Origin of the sequence: Microbacterium sp. SYP-A9085, from assembly GCF_009649635.1 — a bacterium.
Classification (GTDB): Bacteria; Actinomycetota; Actinomycetes; order Actinomycetales; family Microbacteriaceae; genus Microbacterium.
In genome coordinates this window covers 217,454-238,010 of the sequence record NZ_WJII01000001.1, presented here as the reverse complement: position 1 = coordinate 238,010, position 20,557 = coordinate 217,454, and the positions used below count along the sequence as shown (strand labels likewise).

The 20,557-nt window shown below is 72.2% G+C and carries 17 protein-coding genes, 2 tRNA genes and 1 pseudogene; 13 read left to right on the top strand and 7 right to left on the bottom strand.

The annotated features are described in order from the left end of the window. Nucleotides 1–27: 27 nt before the first annotated feature. Nucleotides 28–2,580 (bottom strand): annotated as a pseudogene (locus GH740_RS14250) (AMP-binding protein); the annotation flags it as partial. Nucleotides 2,581–2,651: 71 nt separating this feature from the next. Further along, the gene (locus tag GH740_RS01195) at nucleotides 2,652–3,233 is read right to left on the bottom strand and encodes a DUF1992 domain-containing protein (RefSeq protein ID WP_153744288.1); all 582 of its coding nucleotides are present in this window, start codon (nucleotides 3,231–3,233) and stop codon (nucleotides 2,652–2,654) included. A 99-nt stretch (nucleotides 3,234–3,332) separates the two neighbouring features. On the opposite strand from GH740_RS01195, the gene GH740_RS01190 reads away from it, so the two are divergent. The 4 genes from GH740_RS01190 to GH740_RS01175 all read left to right on the top strand — a co-directional run bounded on the left by GH740_RS01190 (nucleotide 3,333) and on the right by GH740_RS01175 (nucleotide 5,805). After that, the gene (locus GH740_RS01190) at nucleotides 3,333–4,274 is read left to right on the top strand and encodes an aldose 1-epimerase family protein (protein ID WP_153744287.1); all 942 of its coding nucleotides are present in this window, start codon (nucleotides 3,333–3,335) and stop codon (nucleotides 4,272–4,274) included. A 474-nt stretch (nucleotides 4,275–4,748) separates the two neighbouring features. Continuing rightward, the gene (locus GH740_RS01185; RefSeq protein WP_367640233.1) at nucleotides 4,749–5,429 is read left to right on the top strand and encodes an asparagine synthase; all 681 of its coding nucleotides are present in this window, start codon (nucleotides 4,749–4,751) and stop codon (nucleotides 5,427–5,429) included. A 94-nt stretch (nucleotides 5,430–5,523) separates the two neighbouring features. Further along, nucleotides 5,524–5,596: transfer RNA gene (locus GH740_RS01180), tRNA-Arg, on the top strand. A gap of 138 nt (nucleotides 5,597–5,734) precedes the next feature. Continuing rightward, nucleotides 5,735–5,805 (top strand) — tRNA-Cys (locus tag GH740_RS01175). Between the two features lie 52 nt (nucleotides 5,806–5,857). Here the strand turns inward: GH740_RS01175 and GH740_RS01170 are convergent. After that, nucleotides 5,858–6,460: a histidine phosphatase family protein gene (locus GH740_RS01170; protein WP_153744286.1), complete on the bottom strand. Its 603-nt coding sequence runs from the start codon at nucleotides 6,458–6,460 to the stop codon at nucleotides 5,858–5,860. Between the two features lie 9 nt (nucleotides 6,461–6,469). Further along, nucleotides 6,470–8,539: a prolyl oligopeptidase family protein gene (locus GH740_RS01165; RefSeq protein WP_367640231.1), complete on the bottom strand. Its 2,070-nt coding sequence runs from the start codon at nucleotides 8,537–8,539 to the stop codon at nucleotides 6,470–6,472. A gap of 35 nt (nucleotides 8,540–8,574) precedes the next feature. On the opposite strand from GH740_RS01165, the gene GH740_RS01160 reads away from it, so the two are divergent. The 6 genes from GH740_RS01160 (at nucleotide 8,575) to GH740_RS01135 (ending at nucleotide 14,194) form a co-directional block, all read left to right on the top strand. Continuing rightward, a complete protein-coding gene (locus tag GH740_RS01160; protein WP_153744285.1) occupies nucleotides 8,575–8,940 on the top strand; it encodes a VOC family protein in 366 nt (121 codons plus the stop codon). 322 nt (nucleotides 8,941–9,262) lie between these two features. After that, a complete protein-coding gene (locus GH740_RS01155) occupies nucleotides 9,263–10,267 on the top strand; it encodes a hypothetical protein (RefSeq protein ID WP_153744284.1) in 1,005 nt (334 codons plus the stop codon). Nucleotides 10,268–10,499: 232 nt separating this feature from the next. Continuing rightward, nucleotides 10,500–12,008 (top strand): L-serine ammonia-lyase, iron-sulfur-dependent, subunit alpha, encoded by a 1,509-nt coding sequence (locus tag GH740_RS01150; RefSeq protein WP_153744283.1) that lies wholly within the window; start codon nucleotides 10,500–10,502, stop codon nucleotides 12,006–12,008. A gap of 32 nt (nucleotides 12,009–12,040) precedes the next feature. Continuing rightward, complete coding sequence (locus tag GH740_RS14245) at nucleotides 12,041–12,709, top strand: TetR family transcriptional regulator (protein WP_367640229.1); 669 nt, start codon at nucleotides 12,041–12,043, stop codon at nucleotides 12,707–12,709. Beyond that, a complete protein-coding gene (locus GH740_RS01140) occupies nucleotides 12,699–13,463 on the top strand; it encodes an ABC transporter ATP-binding protein (protein ID WP_153744282.1) in 765 nt (254 codons plus the stop codon). Before GH740_RS14245 ends, GH740_RS01140 begins: the two co-directional genes overlap by 11 nt. Next, complete coding sequence (locus tag GH740_RS01135; RefSeq protein ID WP_153744281.1) at nucleotides 13,460–14,194, top strand: ABC transporter permease; 735 nt, start codon at nucleotides 13,460–13,462, stop codon at nucleotides 14,192–14,194. Before GH740_RS01140 ends, GH740_RS01135 begins: the two co-directional genes overlap by 4 nt. A 3-nt stretch (nucleotides 14,195–14,197) precedes the next feature. Here GH740_RS01135 and GH740_RS01130 read toward each other — a convergent pair whose 3' ends face one another. Further along, entirely contained in the window at nucleotides 14,198–14,635 is a 438-nt protein-coding gene (locus tag GH740_RS01130; RefSeq protein WP_153744280.1) for a MarR family winged helix-turn-helix transcriptional regulator, read from the bottom strand. Nucleotides 14,636–14,670: 35 nt separating this feature from the next. Here GH740_RS01130 and GH740_RS01125 point away from each other — a divergent pair, with 35 nt between their 5' ends. Next, a complete protein-coding gene (locus GH740_RS01125; RefSeq protein ID WP_153744279.1) occupies nucleotides 14,671–16,494 on the top strand; it encodes a DUF2207 domain-containing protein in 1,824 nt (607 codons plus the stop codon). A gap of 264 nt (nucleotides 16,495–16,758) precedes the next feature. Further along, entirely contained in the window at nucleotides 16,759–17,076 is a 318-nt protein-coding gene (locus GH740_RS01120) for a cupin domain-containing protein (protein WP_153744278.1), read from the top strand. Between the two features lie 6 nt (nucleotides 17,077–17,082). On the opposite strand, the gene GH740_RS01115 is transcribed toward GH740_RS01120, so the two are convergent. Together GH740_RS01115 and pgi are read right to left on the bottom strand one after the other, a co-directional pair. Continuing rightward, complete coding sequence (locus GH740_RS01115) at nucleotides 17,083–17,628, bottom strand: RDD family protein (protein ID WP_367640225.1); 546 nt, start codon at nucleotides 17,626–17,628, stop codon at nucleotides 17,083–17,085. A 57-nt stretch (nucleotides 17,629–17,685) separates the two neighbouring features. After that, a complete protein-coding gene (pgi, locus tag GH740_RS01110; protein WP_153744276.1) occupies nucleotides 17,686–19,362 on the bottom strand; it encodes a glucose-6-phosphate isomerase in 1,677 nt (558 codons plus the stop codon). A 152-nt stretch (nucleotides 19,363–19,514) separates the two neighbouring features. On the opposite strand from pgi, the gene GH740_RS01105 reads away from it, so the two are divergent. Beyond that, nucleotides 19,515–20,315 carry a universal stress protein gene (locus GH740_RS01105; protein ID WP_153744275.1) on the top strand — a complete coding sequence of 267 codons (801 nt, stop codon included), beginning with the start codon at nucleotides 19,515–19,517 and terminating at the stop codon, nucleotides 20,313–20,315. Nucleotides 20,316–20,557 lie beyond the last annotated feature (242 nt).

The window sequence follows — 20,557 nt, the reverse complement described above, 5'->3', positions numbered from 1 at the left end:
GTACAGGCGCCACACGACGATCCCCACCAGCAGCGACAGCAGGGTGCCCACCAGCGGGACCGTCTTCTCCCAGGCGGGGAACACCTGCCAGTGCGTGAGATAGATGAACATCGACGCGCCGGCCAGGGCGGTCACGGCGGGCACCAGCATCCGGGGCAGGGTCACCGCCGGCAGCCACAGCAGCACGAGGATGCCCACTGCTATCACCGCCTCCCGCGCGGGGTTGCCGAGGAACCCGAACGTCGCGCCGACCGTCACCACCGAGAGCATCAGCCGCTGCTGCCACCGGGTCGCACGCGCGCCCGCCCATCCCAGGGCGATCAGCCACAGCGCCGCCGGCAGTGTGTAGCGCTCCACCAGACCCGCCTCCACGCCGGTCACGGCGAACCGGACCACGAGCGCGACGCCGAGCAGCGCCAGCGCGAAGCCGAACGGGTGGGCCCGCTCGAGGCGGTCCACGCGGCGCACCGCGCACAGGGCGGCCAGCCCGAGCATGCTCCACACGGCGAGCTCGAGGAACCAGAAGTCCCATTGCGCGTGCCAGCGGCCGTCGCCCGGCAGGAAGCCGTTGAGCAGGAACACCGTCGTGAGACGGTAGCTGCCGGAGATCATCGCGACGGCCCCGATCCAGACCACGGCCGGGATGGCGAACTGCGCGACGCTGCGCAGCAGTCCGGTGCTGCGCCGCCCCGGGCGGCCGGACAGCTGGAACCGCGCGAGATTGAATCCGAACGCGGCCAGCAGCAGGTGCGCGCCCCCCTGCGCGACGAAAAGGTCGGCGTGACTGCCGACGATGAGCACGATGGCGATCGCCCGCAGCGCGACACTCGTGTCAAGGCGTGCGAACCGGCGGCTCCCGACGCGACGCGCGGGCCGGGATGCTGCGGCCGGCACGTCGCCGCCTTCCGGGCGTGCCTGCGCGCCCAGCTGTCGCGGTGAGAGCTCGGGCCAGTCCCGCGGCAGCGCGCCCAGCAGATCCTCCAGCCGCACCGACACCTCCACGTAGCTCAACGAGTCGCCGCCCAGCGCCGCGAACGAGTCGTCGACGGTGGCGCCGGGCCGGCCGAGCAGCCGGGCGTAGAGGGTCCGGATCCCGTCGGCGGAGGCATCCTCGTCCGGGGCGGCGGCGCGCACTTCGTGGGCGAACCGGATCAGGGCGGCCGTGTCGGGCTTGCCGCTGGCGGTGCGCGGGAACTCGGCGACAGCGAATCCCTCGACCGCATGCGGGGGGATGTCGAGGACCGCCGCCGCCGTGGACGCCGCGTCGGTCACGAGCCGCTCGGACGGGACGAACACCAGCAGCCGCTCGTCGACGGTGACCACCCGCGCCGGGTAGCCGGCGTCCTGCAACTGCCGCTCCAGCTCGTCGAGGTCCACGCGCAGGCCGTACACCTTCGCGAAGCGATTCATCCGGCCGACCACTTCGAACAGGCCGTCGTCGCGCTGGCGGGCCAGGTCTCCGGTGCGCAGCTCGCGGACGGTGCGGCCCAGGGCGAAGTCGGCGGGCTCGTGCGCGTATCCCATCATCACGTTCGGGCCGGAATACACCAGCTCGCCGACGCCGGCGCCGGCATCCTCGACGCGCAGCGACCCGCCGGGGATCGCCTGCCCGATTGCGCCGGCGGCCGTGCCGGCGAGCCGCGGAGGCAGGTAGGCCATGCGGGCGGTGGCCTCGGTCTGCCCGTACATCACGAACAGCTCGAATCCGCGGGAGGCGCCCAGGGCCGCGTAGCGGCGGACCAGGTCGGGGGCGAGTCGACCGCCCGCCTGAGTGATGGTGCGCAGCTCCGGCAGGTCGCGGTGCTCGAACCCCGCCGCTTCGAGCAGTTCGAACGTGTACGGGACGCCCGCGAACGAGGTCGCCCGCCAGCGGATCATGTCCGCCCAGAACTCCTCGTCGGCGACGCTGCGCTCGGTGAGCAGCAGGCTGGCGCCGCGGGCGAGGTGACTGTTGACGACCGAGAGTCCGTAGCAGTACTGCAGCGGCAGCGTGGTGGCCGCCCGGTCGCGCCGCTCCAGCCCGAGATAGTCGGCGATGGCGACGGCGTTGCTGCGCAGGTTCTCGAACGAGAGCCGGACGAGCTTGGGGGAGCCGGTGGATCCGGAGGTGCTTGCGAGCATCGCGAGGTCGGGATGGAATCGGTGGCGCGGCGCCGTGTGGCGAACGGCAACCTGCCACCCGGCGTCGCGTCCGCCGGCGACGACATCGGGATCAAACCGCTCGATCAGCGCGGCGCGGTGCCGCGCGTGCGCGGGGCCGTCCGGGACGAACAGCACGGGATGTCCGCCCTCCACCGCCGCCAGGTACGTCACGATCGGCTCGATGGCATTGCCCGCCGTGATCAGCACCAGCCGGCGGGACGTGCCCAGCTGCGCGGAGCGGGCTTCGACGCGACGTGTGAGCTCGGCGTAGGTGACCGTCTCGGCATCCGTCACCAGGGCCGGATCCTGCCCGCGTCCGCGGAACAGCCGCCGTGCCGGCCGGCGCCGCGACGCGGACGGGCTGGGCGTGGACGGGATCGGCGTGGACGGGATCGGCCTTGACGGGATCGGCGTGGACGCGGCAGCGACGGAGGACATGGCGAGGTTAGCCTACCCTAAGTCAACAATGGCGCCCTCCTCGATGACGCCCCGCCGACCGGGCGTGAGCCCTACCGGCGGCGGAACAGCGGACGCCGGCGTCGGGCGGATGTCTCCGTCGCGCGGCGGGCGGCATCGGCGGCAGTCTGCTCGAGTCGGCTTCGCCGCGCGTGCCGCTGCGCCACTTCGTCCTCGACATCCCGCGTCGGGGTCACCACGGGCGGGCCGCCCAGCAGTTGCCGTCGCGCCTCGACCACGCGGCGGTTGAAGTCCTCGAGGAGCTCCCGCACGTCCTCCTCGCGCGTCACGGCATCGAGCGTCTCGTGCAGCCGGGCGCTCTCGACGCGCAGGGTCAGCGCGGGCGGGCCGAGCCCGGTAAGGCCCTCGGTCTGGATCTTCCGGCGGATCCACCAGTCCGGATCGTGGTGATCGCCGAGGCCCTCCAGGGGCTTGCCGGCGCCGGGCAGATCGTCGAACTTGCCGCGGCGGATGGCCTGCTGGATGGAGGTCTCCACGTACGCCCACCGCTCGCTCTCGGTCGTCGGGCGCGGGGAGGAGGCCGGCTCCGGCTCGTCGCCGTAGAGCTCAGGATGCCGCTGTCGGTCACGGTCCTGCCGGTACCGGTCAGCAGCTTCGCGCGGATCGTCGGCCATGAGCACCTCCGTGCCTCGAGCCTACGCGCGGACGGGGGCACGCTCCCCGCCGGAGTAGACTCGCCCGTTGACCCGACGACGAACCCCCAGGACCGCACCATGGCACGCACCCCCCTGTCCGGAACTCAGCACGCCCTCCGCGCGGGGGGCTATGAAGCCGTGATCGCGGGCGTCGGGGCGTCCCTGCGCACGCTGACCTACGCGGGCCGTGACCTCGTCGTCCCGTTCGACGCCGACGAGATGCGCCCTCGCCACCGCGGCGCCACGCTCGCGCCGTGGCCGAACCGGATCGTCGACGGCCGGTACGTCTTCGACGGCGTGGAGCAGCAGCTCGCGCTGACTGAGCCGGCGCGAGGCCACGCTCTGCACGGCCTCGCGTCCTGGATCGAGTTCATGCCGGTCGACAAGGGCGCGAGCCACGTCACGCTCGAAGCCGTGATCGAGGCGCAGAAGGGCTACCCGTGGCGGGTGGTGGTGCGCACATCGTTCTCGCTCACGTCGATCGGGCTCGTGCAGTCGGTGACCGCGGTGAACGAGTCGCAGCATCCCGCCCCCTGGGGCACCGCGGCGCACCCGTACCTGGTCGCCGGCGCCGGGCATGCCGACGACTGGACGCTGGAGCTGCCGGCCGCGCAGGTGCTGCTCGCGAGCGACCGGATGGTCCCGGCGGGACTTGAGGACGTGACGGTGGACGCCGAGCGGTTCGACTTCCGCGCACCGCGCCGGATCGGCGTGGCGCAGCTCGACCACGCGTTCACGGGTCTTGACGGCGACGGCGACGGCACGGTGACGGCGCGGCTGACGGATGCCGCCGGCTCCGGGGTGGAGATGGCGTGGGATGCCGCGTGCCCGTGGGTGCAGGTGTACACCTCCGACGGCCCGGCGGGGGATCCGGCGACCCGTGCGGCGGTCGCCGTGGAGCCGATGACGTGCGCGCCGGATGCCTTCAACGCCGCGTCCTACCCGTATGACACCGGCCTGGTGGTCCTCGCCCCCGGTGGCACGGCCACCGCGCAGTGGCGGATCGCCGCGATCGGCTGACGCATCGCGCCGCTCGAGGCGAGGGGATGCCGCCGAGAGGAGGGCGTCTGAGCGCGATTAGCCCTCCGCTGGGCGGAGTGCCCTCCGCTCGTGGGATGCCGGGCAGTGCCGCGTGGGCGCCCGCGCAGTGGCGGATCGCCGCGATCGGCTGACGCATCGCGGTCGCCGAGACGAGGGGATGCCGCCGAGAGGAGGGCGTCTGCGCGCGATTAGCCCTCCGCTGGGCGGAATGCCCTCCGGTCGTGGGATGCCGGGCAGTGCCGCGTGGGCGCCCGCGCAGTGGCGGATCGCAGCGATCGGCTGACGCATCGCGGTCGCCGAGGCGAGGGGATGCCGCCGAGAGGAGGGCGTCTGCGCGCGATTAGCCCTCCGCTGGGCGGAATGCCCTCCGGTCATGGGATGCCGGGCAGTGCCGCGTGGGCGTCGACGGTTATCGTTGGATGAGGCGATTCCGGCGGCAGCTCAGGAGCACGGGTGGCGGACACGAAGCGTGACGGCGGGCATCGGCGCGCCTGGCGCCGCGCGGGGGCGACGAGGGTCGCAGACATGGTCGCCGACGGGATCTACGTGGCCTCGGCGGCGACGCGCCTGTCGCTGAAGAACCGGATCCTCGTGGAGACGATCGCGGGCGGCGAGGACTTCGACGTGGGCCGCTTCGTGCCCGTGGCGCGTGAGACGCTGCTCGGGCTCGCGGAGGAGGCAGAGCAGGACGCGCGCCGGGTGGAGGCCGCGCGCAAGCGCGCAAGTCGCCGCCACAGCGACTCGATCGGCACGCACGACTATCGCAGCCGCGATGTGCGGAATCTCCGCAAGCGGCAGCGGCAGTCCGAGCGGGTGGCAGAGGAACTCCGCGACCGTGCCGAGGATCCCGAGGAGCTGCGGGCGCTCGTCGAGGCCGCGCGCGAGGCGGCGTGGGGGGATGTCGAGCGCAACATCGACAGCACGCTGCGCATCGAGGCCGCCCGGCCGGACCTGGAACCGGACTACGCGAAGCTGCGCGAGGCACGGATGCAGTCGCTGCGGCTCGTGGACCTGCCCAAGCTCGCCGCGCACCGCCGCCGCAACGCGCAGGGCGCGGCGGGAGAACTGCACGCGCCCGTGGCGACGGATGCCGCGGACACGTTCGCCGGCGTCGACCTGTCGGAGCTCGAGTAGGTAGCTTTCCGCGTCGCGTCGTGACGCTGAGGGCGATTCGCGGTGACGTCCTGCGTCGGATAAGATAGACCCCTGTGCACAGCAATGCGCACGAGCGCTCGTAGCTCAATGGATAGAGCATCTGACTACGGATCAGAAGGTTGGGGGTTCGAGTCCCTTCGAGCGCGCACTGTGTTGAGACAGTGAAAAGCCCCGGTCAATCTCGCAAAACGAGACGGCCGGGGTTTTGTCTTGACGGGGGTTACCGAGCGGACATCGTCACAAACGATGTTGCTCGACGCCCCGCCGGTAGCGTAGCTGTTCCTGGTGCCTTGCCCGAGCGGTGAGGGAGCGGCCTGCAAAGCCGGACAGGCGGGTTCGACTCCCGCAGGCACCTCAAGATGCCCGCTGTCGCGGCGTCCAAGGTGTACCTCCCCGCCAGCGGCTCGCTACGGCACCAGGTTCCAGCGGGTGATCACCGGCGCGGCGTGCTCGAACCCGAGCGTGCCGATGCTGCCCGTGGACAATGCGAGCCGGCGTCCTTCGATCGCCGGGAGCTCGACCCACCGGCACGCGAGCACACGCAGGAAGTGCGCGTGCGAGAACACGAGGACGTCCGCGCCGCCGTCGGTCGCGGTCCGCAGCCGTGCGACGACGGCGTCCGCGCGGCGTCCCAGCTCCTCGACCGACTCGGCGGGGACCGGATCCGGCGGGCGCGCGGTCCAGACACTCCACGGATGTCCCACCTCGGCGGAGATCTCCTGTGTCGTCCGCCCCTCGATGTCGCCGTAGGCCCATTCCGCCAGGTCGTCGAGCACCGTCGGGGCGTCGAACCCCGCGAGCGCCGCTGTGCGCAGCGCGCGCACCCGCGGGCTGGACACCACCAGGCCGAATCGATCGGGATCGAGGACCGATCCCACCCGGCGCGCCTGCTCCCGTCCGAGATCGGTCAGGTCGACGTCGGTAACCGACGTGTGCCGGTGGTCCCTGCTCCACTCGGTCTCCCCATGGCGCACGAGCACGATCGAGGGTCCGGCGGGAGAGGGGATCATCCCCCGAGCCTAGGCCGGTCGCTCGGCCAACCGTCCCGGCCGCCGGATCAGCACGTCGTCGAGGAACGTGTAGATCGTCGCCTGCAGTGCGGCCTTGTCCGCGTTGTCGATGGATGCCGCATGCCCGCCGTCGGTCTGCTCGAGGTAGTGCACCTCGGCATCCGTCTCGTCCGTGAGCCGCGCGACCATTTTGCGCGCCTGCACCGGGCCCACGCGGTCGTCGCTGGTCGCGGTGTAGAAAAGGCTCGGCGGGTACGCGCGCCGCGGGTCGACCAGGTGGTACGGCGAGAACGTGCGGATGAAGGCCCAGTCGTCGGGATCGTCGGGGTCGCCGTACTCGGCGATCCAGCTCGCCCCGGCCGAGAGTTGCGTGTAGCGGCGCATGTCCAGCAGCGGGACGCCGCAGACGACGGCGCCGAAGTCCTCCGGGTACTGCGTGAGCATGTTGCCCACCAGCAGGCCGCCGTTGCTGCCGCCGTGGCATCCGATCCGCTCCGGTGTCGTGACGCCGCGGGCGACGAGGTCGCGGGCGACGGCGGCGAAGTCCTCATACGCCCGGTGCCGGTTCTCGCGCAGAGCGGCGAGGTGCCAGGACGGCCCGAACTCGCCGCCGCCGCGGATGTTCGCGACGACGTGCACGCCGCCGCGCTCGAGCCAGGCGGGGCCGACGATCGTCGCATACTCGGGGAGCCGCGACACCTCGAACCCGCCGTATCCGCTGAGCACGACCGGCGCCGGCTCTTCGAGCGCGCGCGGCCCGACCTGGAAGTAGGGGATCCGGGTGCCGTCGGCCGAGACCGCCCAGTGCTGCGTGGTGACGAGGTCGTCGGCCTCGAAGACGGCGTGGGCGCGGTCGACGATGCGCGGCGCCGGGGTCGCGGCATCCGTGACGATGAGCGTCGGCGGGGTGAGGAATCCGCGGGCCACGAGCCACAGCTCGTCGTCCTCGTCGGCGTCGGCGGTCGCGACGTCGATGGTGAGGATGTCGTCGGCCGACATCCCCGTCTCGAGAGGAGTGGGCGCCCAGCCGTTCGCGGGATCGAGGGACAGGATGCGGCTGCGCACGTCGTCCAAACCCGTGAGCACGAGGCGGGTGCGCGTCCATGTCCAGGTCTCGAGGATCGTGGTGGGCGTCGGGGTGAACACCGGCACGAGCTGTGCGGGGCCGCCGCCGGTGAGGGCGTGCAGCGGGCCGATCAGGAGCGTGCCGCCGGGATGCGTCGTGCCCGCGACCGTCCAGTCGGTGCGCAGACGCACCGACACGAACGCGCCGTGCACGTCCACGTGGGCGTCCTGCGGCGCGTCGATGCGCACCGGCGCGGGGTCCTCGGCCGCCGGCCACGCGAAGACCTCGTCGTGGAAGAAGTCGTGCGCGAGCACCGTGACGGCCGTCGCGACGTCATCCGTGTGGTCGACGCCGACGAACACGGCGACATCCTGCTCGGTCGCCTCCGTGACGACGGATGCCGCCGCCAGCGCGGTCCCGCGGCGCCACACGCGTGCGGTGCGCGGGTATCCAGACGCGGTGGTCGACCCGCCGTCGAGCGCGGAGGCGATCAGCAGCGTCTCGGCGTCGACCCAGGCGCCGTGCGACTTGTCGGCGGCCACCGTGAACGGATCGTCGTCGACGAAGCGGACGGCGGCGAGATCGAACTCGCGCACGACGTGCGCGTCGCCGCCGTCGGGGCTCAGCTGCACAAGCGCGCGGTCCGAGCCGCGGGGGCCGTGCACCGCGCCTGCGAAAGCCCACGGCGTGCCCTCGGCCCGGCCGAGGGCATCGACGTCGAGCAGGACCTGCCAGTCGGAGCCGCCCGCGGCGAACGCCGCACGCGGCATGCGCCGCCACAGTCCCCGCGGGTTCGCGGCATCCCGCCACAGGTCGTACATCCAGTCGCCGTGACGGGACGGGACCACGAGGCGGTCCGGGTCGTCGAGGATGTCGCGCAACCGCCCTGCGAGGGCGGGCGCGTGGTAGGCGGTCTCGGTCGCGGCGGTGCGCTCGCGGGCCCAGTCCAGGGCGCGGTCGTCGCGGATGGCCTCGAGCCACAGGTAGGGGTCGTCGTCGATCGGATCGTGCACCCGCTCAGCCTACGGGCGGGGTTACGCTGACTCGCATGAGACTGGTCCAGGTGGCCCAGCACGCGGATGACCTCGACCGCGCGGCCCGTTTCTACGCGGAGCTGCTGCGGACCGAGCCCACCGGCCGATTCGATCCGCCCGGTCTGCTGTTCTTCGATCTGGACGGGGTGCGCCTGCTGCTGGATCGCAACGCGCCTTCCGCGCTCCTGTATCTGCACGTGGACAACGTGCACGCCACGCTCGAACGGCTCGACGGGCTCGCCGAGGTCGTGTCGCGGCCCGCCGTGATCTTCACGCACGAGGACGACCGGCTCGGCCCCGCCGGCCACGACGAGTGGCAGGCGTTCATCCGCGACAGCGAGGGCAACATGGTCGGGCTGGTCGCGTTCCAGCGAGGGTGAGCCGGCGCGCGAACGGTGCCCCCGGGCGCGCAGCGGCGGCGCTCGGGGTGTCGGGCCGCGAAGTGGACGCGATTCCACGGATTCCGGCCTGGAAACGCCGAATGCCGTCCACTCCGTCTGCGAGCGCCCCGCAGAGTGGACGGGATTTCGTGCCGGATGCCGCGGACGTGTGATTTTGCGACCACTCCGCCGTCGGTCCGGGCCCGCCGCCCCCGTGCGTCGCCGCCTCCCCAGACCGCCGCTGCGCGGCATTCCGGGCCCTCCACCCACAGATCGCTCGTGACCCGCACGAGCGCAGCGCCGCGTGCGCGACCGTGGACGGATGGCGCAGCGACTCATCCTCCCCGGCGAACTGGGTGACGTGTTCACTCCGGCGGAGGCGCTGCGGTTCGGCATCTCGGCGGGGCGCTTGGACCGGCATCCGCGTGTCGCCGCACCCTTCTCCGGCGTGCGCGTCCGCGTCGATCCTCCGCGGCAGGAGGAGTCGCCGTGGGACGCGTGGAAGCGCACGGCCCTGCTGCACGCGAGGGCCTATGCGCGGGTCATGCCGATCGGCGCTTTCGTCGGCGGGTTCACCGCCCTCGCGGTACTGGGTCTGCCGACGCCGCGGTGGCACCCGGACGCGATGCCCGATCCCAGGGTCGTCGAGATCTCCGTGTTCGCGCCGCGGCGGAGTGTCCGCGCGACCGGCGTGCTGCCGCGACAGATCCGTCCGGCGCTGTGTCACGTCGTCACGCGCGACGGCATCCCGGTGGCGAGCCCCGCGTCCGTCTGGGCCATGCTCGCCGATCGGCTGACGGCGCACGAACTGGTGGCCCTCGGCGACGCGATCATCCGCATTCCGCGGATCCCGCCGCTGCCGATCGAACGGGCGGGTCCGCCCAAGGGCACTCTCGCGCAGTTGAAGGCGGCGGTGGAAGCCGGCCCTCGGGCGGGCGTCGAGACGCTGCGGGAGGCCTTCGGGCTCGTCCGTCAGGGCAGTTCGTCACCGGGGGAGACCGAGCAGAGACTGGTCATGCTCGAGGCCGGCCTGCCCGAGCCCGTCCTTGATCATGACGTGTACTCGGCACGCGGCGTCCTACTCGGCTGCAGCGAGATCGCGTATCCGCGCCTGCGGATCGCGATCGAGTGCGAGGGCGACCAGCATCGGACCAGCCGAGCGCAGTGGGACCGCGACATCGACAAGTATCAGGCGTACGCCGAAGCCGGATGGTCGGTCATGCGCGCCACGGACCGGCTCATCCATCGGCAGGCCGACGAGAACGTCCGCCGAATCCGGACCCTGATGGTCAGGGCGGGGTGGCGCCCGGGGGATCCCGTCGTGTGACACCCATGCCCTGGCGCGCGGAGTGGTCGCGATCCGGCATCGCCGGGCCGATTCGTGCGGAATCCTGCCCACTGTGCGGGATGCTGGCGGGCCGGAGTGGTCGCGATTCGGCGTCCCGGGGCGGTTTCGTGGGGAATCCCGTCCACTCCGCGCCAGACGCCCGGCCACCCGCGCCGCGGACCGCCCCACCCGGCCCCCGCGCGCACCCCACCCGAGGACATACGCTGGGCGGATGAGCGCATACGTCTCGGCGTTCGAGCTGTTCTCCATCGGCGTGGGACCCTCGAGCTCGCACACGGTCGGCCCGATGCGGGCCGCGCGGGACTTCGCGGCACGGGTCGCGGCATCCGGCGTCCTGTCCCGCACGACCCGCGTCACGTGCACCCTGTTCGGATCCCTCGGGGCCACAGGGCTTGGCCACGGCACGCCCGACGCGGTGGTGGCGGGGCTGCGCGGCGACGCCCCGGAGACCGTCGACCCGGCCCGGGTCCGCGCCGCCTGGGTCGACTGGCCCGAGGGTGCGACGCTCGCGGTGAACGGCACGCATCCGGTGCCGTTCGCCAAGGACGACATCTCGTTCGCCGCACGCACGCGGCTGCCCGGGCACCCCAACGCGATGACACTGTCCGCCTTCGGCGCCGACGGCGCGGTCCTCGCCGAGGACACGTACTACTCGATCGGCGGCGGATTCATCCGGCGCGAGGGCGAGCCGGCCGCCGTATTGCGGCATCCGTTCCCCCTCGCGTTCGACAGCGCCGCCGAGCTCCTCGAGCTGTGCGACGAGGGCGGCCTGTCGATCGCCGAGGCCGCCCGCATCAATGAGCAGAGCCTGCGCTCCGAAGCCGACATCGCCGCCGGACTCGACGCTATCTGGGACGCCATGGCCGGCTGCGTCGCGGCGGGCCTGGAGGCGGACGGCGTGCTGCCCGGCATCCTCAAGGTCAAGCGCCGCGCCCGCGGCATCCGCGCCCAGCTCGAGCAGGCCGAGTCCGACCATGGTCGCGAGATCCCCGGCGAATGGCTCGGCGCTTTCGCGCTCGCCGTCAACGAGGAGAACGCCGCGGGCGGCCGCGTCGTGACCGCGCCGACGAACGGCGCCGCCGGCATCGTCCCCGCCGTCGCGATGTACTGGTGGCGGTTCCTCGCCGACTCCGGCCTCGGCGTCGGAAACGCGGTCACCCCGCACGGCGAGCTCGTCGGCAGCGCCCTGCTCGGCTTCGGGCAGGATGCCGCGCCCGGCCGCACCGCCGGTGCGGACGTTCCCGACCCGGACGACGCTGAGATCGCCGAGGCGAACCGGCGCCGCGGCATCCGCCGCTACCTGCTCACCGCCGCCGCGCTCGGCTCCCTGTTCAAGGCGAACGCCTCGATCTCCGGCGCCGAGGGCGGATGCCAGGCCGAGGTCGGGTCCGCGTGCGCCATGGCCGCCGGGGGACTGACCGCCGTGATGGGCGGTACGAACCGGCAGATCGAGAACGCCGCCGAAATAGCGATGGAGCACCACCTGGGGCTGACGTGCGACCCCGTCGCCGGGCTCGTGCAGATCCCGTGCATCGAGCGCAACGCTATCGCCGCGTCGACCGCCGTCACCGCCGCACGCCTCGCGCTGCGCGGCGACGGCTCGCACTACGTGCCGCTGGACACCGTTGTCGAGACGATGCGGCAGACCGGCATCGACATGTCCACGAAGTACAAGGAGACGAGCGAGGGCGGCCTCGCCGTCAACGTCATCGAGTGCTGACGGAGCGCCGCGGCACGGCCTAGGCTGAGGCCGTGCCCGAGGACGTCCGCCCCGTCAAGCGCCGTCGCGGACGGCCCCGCGGCGGTGGCGGCGACGCGCGCGAGCGGATCCGCGCGGCCGCGACCGCCGAGTTCGCCGAGGCCGGATACGAGACCGCGACGATCCGCGCCATCGCCGCCCGCGCGGGGGTGGATGCCGCGCTCGTGCACCATTACTTCGGCACGAAGGCCGACCTCTTCGCCGATGTGCTCGGCTTCCCGCTGCGACCCGATGTCGAGGTGCCGCTGATCCTGCGCGGCCCCCGGGATCGGGCCGGCGAGCAGATCATCCGCTTCGTGCTCACGGCGTTCGAGCGCTCCGACGTGCGCCGACGCGGCGTGCTGCTGCTGCGCACCGCCGTCGACGGCAAGCTGGCGACGCCGCTGGTGACCGGGTTCCTCACCCGCGAGCTGCTGCCCCGGATCGCCGGCGCTATCGACGCGCCGGACGCCGAGCTGCGGGCGACGCTCGTGGCCTCACAGGTGGTCGGCCTGCTCGTGGCCCGCTACGTCGTCCGGCTCCCTGCCGCCGTCGAGGCATCCGTCGACGAGCTCGTCGCCCGGGTGGGACCCACGGTGCAGCGATATCTCTTCGGCGACGTCCCCGGGGCGGATGTTGACGCCGACCCGCGGCGGCTCCATAATTCATCACATGGTGAATAACGCGGCGGTGGCGATCCGCGGACTGCACGTCCGCCGGGGGAGTACGACCGTCTTCGACGGCCTCGACCTGGACCTGTCCGCGCAGGCGGTCACCGGGCTGCTGGGACCGTCCGGCGGCGGCAAGACGACCCTGATGCGGTCGATCGTCGGCGTCCAGAAGTCGGATGCCGGAACCGTCACGGTGCTCGGCGAGGCGGCGGGCTCCCGCGCGCTGCGCCGCCGGGTCGCGTACGACACGCAGGAGGCGTCCGTCTACGACGACGTGACCGTCGCGCAGAACCTGCGGTATTTCGCGCGGGCCCTGGGCCTGGCGCGCGCCGAGGTCGACCGCGTGATCGACCAGGTGGGGTTGCGGCCGCAGGCCGGGCAGCTGATCGGGTCCCTGTCCGGCGGACAGCGCGGGCGCGTGTCGCTGGCCACCGCGATGCTCGGCAAGCCCGACCTGCTGGTGCTCGACGAGCCGACCGTCGGTCTTGACCCGGTGCTGCGCGAGAGCCTGTGGCAGGTGTTCCGGGCGCTTGCGGCCGACGGCGCGACGCTGCTGATCTCGAGCCACGTGATGGACGAGGCGCTGCGCTGCGACGAGGTCGTCCTCGTGCACGCGGGCCGGGTGCTCGCGCAGACCACGCCGCAGGGCCTGCTCACCCGGACCGGCGCGGCCGATCCCGACAGTGCGTTCCTCCAGCTCATCGAGGAGGATGAGAGCGCGCACCCCCACCGGCGTCGCGCGGAGCGGGAGGAGGGACGAGGATGAACCCGGCACTCACGCTCGCCACGGCGGGCCGCGTCCTGCGCCAGCTCGCGCACGACCCGCGCTCGATCGTGCTGATGCTCGTCGCGCCGAGCCTGCTGGTCGGCCTTTTCTCCTGGCTGTTCAGCGAGCAGGAGGGCGTCTTCGAGCGCTTCGGCGCCCCGATCCTCGCGTTGTTCCCGTTCATCGTGATGTTCGTGATCACCTCGGTCACGACGCTGCGCGAGCGCCGCTCCGGCACGCTCGAGCGGTTGCTGACGACCCCGATCGGCAAGGGCGATGTGATCGTGGGGTACGCGCTCGCGTTCGGCCTGATGGCGGTTCTGCAGGCCGTGATCACGGTCGTTTTCGCGGTCGTCGTGTGCGGCCTCACGGTCGAGGGGACGAACTGGCAGCTGGGGCTCGTCGCGATCGTCGACGCGCTCGCCGGCACCGCACTCGGGCTCCTGGCCAGCGCGTTCGCACGCACCGAGTTCCAGGCCGTGCAGTTCATGCCGCTGCTGGTGTTCCCGCAGATCATCCTCGGCGGTCTGTTCGTGCCGCGCGACCAGATGCCGGACGTGCTCCACGCGATCTCGGACTGGCTGCCGCTGAGCTACGCGGTCGACGCGATCAACGCGGTCACCGGCGGTGACGCGGAGTGGGACGTCTGGCGCCCGTTGCTGATAGTGCTCGCGTTCACGGTGGGATGCCTCATCCTTGCGTCGCTGACGCTGCGGCGCCGCACCCGCTGACCCTCAGTTCGCGCTGGCGCGGCGCAGCTTGTCGGTCAGGTGCGCGAGCTGCGCGAGTTCGTCGTCGTCCAGCGCGGCCATCTCGGCCGCGATCGACCGGGCGTGCGCGGTGGCCAGGGCGCGGAACCGTGACGCGCCCTCGGGCGTGGCCCGCACGAGCGATCCGCGCCCGTCCTGTGGGTCCGCGCACTTGCTGAGCAGGTCGCGGGCGACCATCCGATCCACGAGCCGCGACACGCTCGGCTGGCTGATCAGCATGTTGGACGTGACATCCCGCAGCCGGGCGGTCTTCCCCGCCGAGCGCATCACCGTCAGCAGCACGTCGTACTCGGCCTGGGCGAGGAACACGTCGTCGAAGTCGCCGCTGATGCGGTCGAAGATCTCGTGCTGCGCCCGGAACATACTCTCCCAAGCGGCCACGGCCAGGCGGCGGTCGGTCATCGCTCCAGCGTATCCGTCCGCATAGGCTGTCGGGGATGCGGAACCTCGTGCGTGCCCTGCTGCTCCTTGTCGTCGTGGCGACGGCATCCGTCCTTCCCGTTACCGAGGCCGTCGCGGCACCGTCCCACGCGAGCGGGGCGGGTCCGGTCGCCGGGGACATCGACGATTTCACGTTCCAGAGTTTGGACGTCGACTACACGATCGGCCGCGACGCGGACGGGTCCAGCACCCTGCGGGTGGTGGAGACGTTCACCGCCGTGTTCCCGGACGCGGACCAGAACCGCGGGATGCGCCGCACCATCCCGGACTCGTACAACGGGCAGCCCCTGGACGTGCACCTCGTCTCGGTGACGGACGCGGACGGCCGCCCACGCGCCGCCGAGGTCGATCACGACGACGGCGCCGTGACGATCACCTCGCGCGCCGACGGCTTCGTGCACGGCGCGCAGACGTACGTGTTCACCTACACGCTGCGCCATGTCACATGGGCGTTCGGGGACACCGACGCCGACGAGTTCTACTGGGACGTGAACGGGGTGGACTGGCGGCAGCCGTTCGGCACGGTCACCGCGACCCTCCACGTTCCCGTGGACCTGGCGCCCGCGCTCACCGGGTCGCAGGCGTGCTACCGGGGCCAGCAGGGTGCCACCGACAGGTGCGATGTCTCCGCGACCGCCGGGCCGGACGGGGCGCGCGTCGTGACCGCGTCCGCGCCGGGGCTGGGTCCGCACCAGACGATGACGATCGCCGTCGGATTCGCTCGCGGCACATTCGTGCCGTTCGACCCGTCCTACCTCGCGTCCCCGTGGGGGTGGGTGCAGGGCGCCGGCGGGCTCGGCGCGCTCGCGGCAGTGATCGTCGCTATCGTCACCCGGCTGCGCCGGCTCCGGGATGCCCCGGGCCGGCCGACGATCATCGCCGAGTACACACCGCCGGCGGGGATCGATGCGCTGACCGCCGCGGTGATGCGCGGTGCGACGTCGAAGGCGATCCCGGCCGAGGTGCTCGAGCAGGCGGTGGGCGGCAGCATCCGGATCCTGGAGGGGCAGCGCCGGCTGTTCGGCGCGGCCCGGATGCAGGCCGAGCTCGTCGATCCCGCCAAGGCCGTCGACGAGGACGGACGGATGCTGCTGCGCGGCCTGTTCGGCAGCGGGGCTGCGCCCGGTGCGGTGTTCACGTTCGGCGCCAGCAGCTCGCGGTTCGCGAGTGCCGGGCAGAGGATGCTGCGCTGGGCGACGCGGGAGCTGGTCGCCCGGGGCCTGCGGCGCCGGATCCCCGGCCGAGTGCGCGCGCTGCCTGTCCTGCTGGGTGCGGTGTCGTTCGCGGTGACGCTCATCGCCGGCATCCTCGCGCTGTCGGCGTTCGTCAGCCCGGCACTCCCCGTGGCGGTCATGGTGCTCGGCGCGCTCGCGTTCGTCGCCGTGCTGATCCTCGTGGCGCGGCATCCGCTGACCGCGGCCGGTGCGGAGGTGCGCGACCACCTCGAGGGGCTGAAGGTCTTCATCGAGTGGGCCGAGGCCGACCGCATCCGGATGCTGCAGTCGCCCCGCGGCGCCGAGCGGGTGCGCATCGACCCGCGCGATTCGCGTCAGCTCATCCGGCTCTACGAGCGGCTGCTGCCGTACGCGGTGGTGTTCGGGCAGGAGAAGCAGTGGGCAGACCGGCTCGCCGCGATGTACCCGCCCGGATCCGCACCCGCCTGGTACGCGGGCACGGCGGGCTTCAACGCGGCTGCGTTCGCGTCCGCGGTGGGCTCGCTGTCGTCGGCCGCGGCATCCTCGTCATCCACGTCCGGCGGCTCCGGCGGCGGCGGATCTGCCGGCGGCGGAGGCGGAGGGGGCGGGGGCGGCGGCGTCTGACCGCCTCGCGGCAGCCCCCCGGACGTCAGGCAAGAGCGAGGGCCGGTCGGAGAGGCTCCCGACCGGCCCTTTTCCCTTGCACCAAGAGTGTCCTGCAATCACATGCCGGCAGCTGCCACAGCAAAACAACTACCGTGCGATCACTATATAACGAGAAGGTAACGACCGCTAGTGCTGGCGTTATCTTTTCGTGACATTTTTCTCACGGCCGCGCGGGCCGGCACACGTGACCCTCTCAGTCCCGCACCGGGCCAGGATGGTCATATGGGAATGACCACGATCGAGAACGCGGATGCACTGGTGACGGTGGAGCCGGGGGCGCGCACCTCCCAGATGGTGCTCTCCGGCGACGGGGCACGGGTGGTGGTGTTCGCCTTCGACACCGGGACGGCGCTCACCGAGCACCGGGCCCCCGGCCCGATCCTCGTGCAGGCGCTTGCGGGGCATCTGACGTTCACCGCCGAGGGCGTCACGACGGACCTGCGGCCGGGTGGCGTCATCCACCTCGACGCCGGCATCCCGCATGCGGTGCACGCGCTGGAGCCGTCGAAGATGCTGCTCACGCTGATCCGCAAGGACTGATCCGGGCTAGCGACCGGGGGCGGGACTCACTTGCGTCCGCGTCACCCGATCGTACGGCGGGCGGCCGGAGCCGACGAACAGGGTGACGATCCACACGATCGGCAGCAGGTAGGCCACGCCGGTGAGCACCCACACCCACGCCGGGGGCTCGCCCGCCGCCGAGGTCGCGACGATCGCATAGACGGCGGCGTGGCCGACCAGCCAGGGCGCCGCGATCTTCAGCGCGTTGCGGGCGACGGCACGCGGGTATCCGATCCGCACGTGGTCCTCTTCGGCGACGCGCAGGCGCATGACGCGCTTGCCGAGCGTTGCCCCGCGGGATTCCCCCCACGCCAGCGCCAGCGTGACGGGGACGACGAGCACCGCCGCCGAGAGCAGATTCGCGGCCCAGATCGGCAGCGCCCCGAGGACACCGGTGAGATACAGCGGGATCGCGACCGCGGCCACCACACCGGCCCAGGCGATGATCACGACCCAGTCGATCAGCCAAGCCGCGATCCGCGCCCAGGGATGCCGGCCGCCGGCGGCGGAGGATGACGGTGTCGGGATCACCTCACCAGCCTGCCGCATCCGTGCGCCGCGCGCGGGGATGGTGCCGCGACGCGGGCGTTAGCTGCGGTGGGCGCGGTAGTAGTCCAGCAGCGCGCGGGTCGACGGGTCCTGCGCGGCGACGGCGTCGGCATCCCCCTCGATCGCCGGGGCTATCTGCAGCGCGAGCTGCTTGCCGAGCTCGACGCCCCACTGGTCGAACGAGTTGATGCCCCACACGGTGCCCTCGGTGAACGTGATGTGCTCGTACAGGGCTATCAGCTCGCCGAGCACCCGCGGGGTGAGGGCCGGGGCGAAGACGGAGGTGGTCGGCCGGTTGCCGGTGAACGTGCGTGCGGCCACGAGCGCGCCGGTGGTGCCCTCCGCCTCGACTTCTTCGGCCGTCTTGCCGAACGCGAGCGCCTTCGTCTGCGCGAGGAAGTTCGCCAGGAGCAGGCCGTGCACGTCCCGGTCGCCGTCCTGCAGCGGGTACGCGGGGTTCGCGAACGCGATGAAATCGGCCGGGATGAGGCGCGTGCCCTGGTGGATGAGCTGGTAGAACGCATGCTGCCCGTTCGTTCCCGGCTCGCCCCAGAACACCTCGCCGGTGTCGGTGGTGACGGGGCTGCCGTCCCACCGCACGCCCTTGCCGTTGGACTCCATCGTCAGCTGCTGCAGATACGCGGGGAATCGGTGCAGCAGCTGCGCGTACGGGAGCACCGCGTGCGTCTGGGCGCCGAGGAAGTTCGTGTACCAGACATTCATGAGGCCCATCAGCATCGGCACGTTGCGCTCCAGGGGAGCGGATGCCGTGTGCGCGTCGATAGCGTGGAACCCGGCCAGGAGCTCCTCGAACACGTCCGGGCCGAACGCCACCGCAAGGGCGAGCCCGATCGCGGAGTCGACCGAGTAGCGGCCGCCGACCCAGTCCCAGAACCCGAACGCATTGTCGGGGTCGATGCCGAAATCGGCGACCTTGTCCAGCGCCGTGGAGACCGCGACGAAGTGGTGGGCGACGGCATCCTCGCGCGCCTGGTCGGTGTCGTCGATCGCACCGGCCTTCTGGAGCCCGGCCCACAGCCAGTCCCGCGCGAGCCGCGCGTTCGTCAGCGTCTCCAGGGTCGTGAACGTCTTGGATGCCACGATGAACAGCGTCGTGGCCGGGTCGAGGTCCGCGGTGGTCTGCGCGAGGTCGGTGGGATCGATGTTCGAGATGAACCGGGCCTGGATCGCGTCGGCGTAGGGCCGCAGCGCCTCGTACACCATGACCGGGCCGAGGTCGGAGCCGCCGATGCCGATGTTGACGACGTGCGTGACCTTCGCGCCGGTGACACCGGTCCACGCGCCCGTGCGCACCCGGTCGGCGAACGCGCGCATCCGGGCCAGCACCTCGTGCACGTCGTGATCGACATCCTGTCCGTCCACGGTGAGCGCGGGCTGCCCGCCGGCGGGCCGGCGCAGCGCCGTGTGCAGCACCGCGCGGTCTTCGGTCGTGTTGATGTGCACGCCCTCGAGCATCCGGGCGAAGCGCTGCGCGACCCCGGTCTGCTCGCCCAGGCGGACGAGGGAGGCGAGGATGTCGTCGGTGACGAGGTTCTTCGACAGGTCGACGTGCAGGTCGGCGGCCTCCAGGGTGAAGCGCCGCGCCCGATCGGGGTCTGCCCCGAACCAGCCGCGCAGATCCGGCTCGACGGTGGCCTTGTGCTGCTGCAGTTCGGCCCAGGCGGGCGTGGTGGTGGGATCGATCGGAGCGCTCATGCTCCCCACGCTAGTTGGCGGGCCGGGGCGCCGTCAGGGCATGCCCTGACAAACGCCGTGCCCGGCGGGCGGGAGCGCGAGGGCTCCACCGGTTCCCTGGCGGCGCGGGGTGGGGGTGCTTTAGATTGTGGGTGGCGGCAAGGGGGCTGACGATGTACACGCGGATTGTGGTGGCACTGGATGGGTCCGAATTCGCCGAAGAGGTGATCCCCCGCGCCGCGCGCATCGCCGAGCAGATCGCTGCCGCGCTCTCGTTCGTGCGGATCGCCGAGCGCACGGGTGACATGGTCGCCGCCGAGGAGTACGTGCACGAGCTGGCGCGTCGCCACGGCGCGGAAGGCCGCGCGGTCGTTGCACGAGGCTCGGTCAGCAACGCCATCATGGGCGAGGTCGACCGCGTGCCCGGGTCGCTCGCGGCCATCACCGCACGCGGGCGCGGCGGGATCGGCACGGCGATGCTGGGCAGTGTGGCGCGCGAGTACGTGCAGGCAAGCCACGACCCGGTGCTGGTCTACCGCCCCAAGGGCAGGGTTCCGGCAGATCTCGGTCCCGTCACGACCGTGCTGCTTCCGGTGGACGGCACGCCCCGGTCGGAGTCGATGTCCGGGGAGGCGGCCGAGTGGGCGCGCGCCCTCGGGGCCACCCTGCAGGTGGTGCAGGTGCTGGATCTGCGCCACCTCGACACGTCGGGGATCGACGTCACCGAGGACTCATACGTGCGCTCTCGGGCGAAGGCCATCGCCGAGCGGTATGGCGTCGAGGTGGAGTGGGAGGTCCTGCACGGTGACCCGGTGGACGCCCTTGTGAACCACCTGAAGGGCCGCAGCGATGTCCTCGTGGTGATGGCGACCCGCTCCCAGCCGGTGCTGCGGGCCGCAGTGCTGGGCAGCGTCACATCGGGGCTGATGCACGGCGCGAACGTTGCCGCCATCGTTCAGGCGGCCACAGCCTGACCCTCAGCGCTGGGCGCGGGCCAGGTTCGCGCGCAGCTGCTCGGCGTTCTGCCGCACGACGTAGGCGGGCTGCGACCTTGTCCAGCGCCGTCGCGCCGCTGACGCCGGCCCACCCGGCTGTTGCGCACCCGGTCGGCGAACGCGCGCACCCGGTCGGCGAACGCGCGCATCCGGTCGCGCACCGCATGCACCCTTCTGATCGCATCACGCAGTCCAATGTCGATGGGACTTGACGGGAGAGA

Bases quoted from the DNA above. Each gene is read 5' to 3' on its own strand.
- GH740_RS01125 (WP_153744279.1), top strand. From the start codon at position 14,671: ATGCGGAACCTCGTGCGTGCCCTGCTGCTCCTTGTCGTCGTGGCGACG.
- GH740_RS01155 (WP_153744284.1), top strand. From the start codon at position 9,263: ATGGCGCAGCGACTCATCCTCCCCGGCGAACTGGGTGACGTGTTCACT.
- GH740_RS01150 (WP_153744283.1), top strand. From the start codon at position 10,500: ATGAGCGCATACGTCTCGGCGTTCGAGCTGTTCTCCATCGGCGTGGGA.
- GH740_RS01195 (WP_153744288.1), bottom strand. From the start codon at position 3,233: ATGGCCGACGATCCGCGCGAAGCTGCTGACCGGTACCGGCAGGACCGT.
- pgi (WP_153744276.1), bottom strand. From the start codon at position 19,362: ATGAGCGCTCCGATCGATCCCACCACCACGCCCGCCTGGGCCGAACTG.
- GH740_RS01160 (WP_153744285.1), top strand. From the start codon at position 8,575: ATGAGACTGGTCCAGGTGGCCCAGCACGCGGATGACCTCGACCGCGCG.
- GH740_RS01120 (WP_153744278.1), top strand. From the start codon at position 16,759: ATGGGAATGACCACGATCGAGAACGCGGATGCACTGGTGACGGTGGAG.
- GH740_RS01135 (WP_153744281.1), top strand. From the start codon at position 13,460: ATGAACCCGGCACTCACGCTCGCCACGGCGGGCCGCGTCCTGCGCCAG.
- GH740_RS01190 (WP_153744287.1), top strand. From the start codon at position 3,333: ATGGCACGCACCCCCCTGTCCGGAACTCAGCACGCCCTCCGCGCGGGG.
- GH740_RS01140 (WP_153744282.1), top strand. From the start codon at position 12,699: ATGGTGAATAACGCGGCGGTGGCGATCCGCGGACTGCACGTCCGCCGG.
- GH740_RS01130 (WP_153744280.1), bottom strand. From the start codon at position 14,635: ATGACCGACCGCCGCCTGGCCGTGGCCGCTTGGGAGAGTATGTTCCGG.
- GH740_RS01170 (WP_153744286.1), bottom strand. From the start codon at position 6,460: ATGATCCCCTCTCCCGCCGGACCCTCGATCGTGCTCGTGCGCCATGGG.
- GH740_RS01105 (WP_153744275.1), top strand. From the start codon at position 19,515: ATGTACACGCGGATTGTGGTGGCACTGGATGGGTCCGAATTCGCCGAA.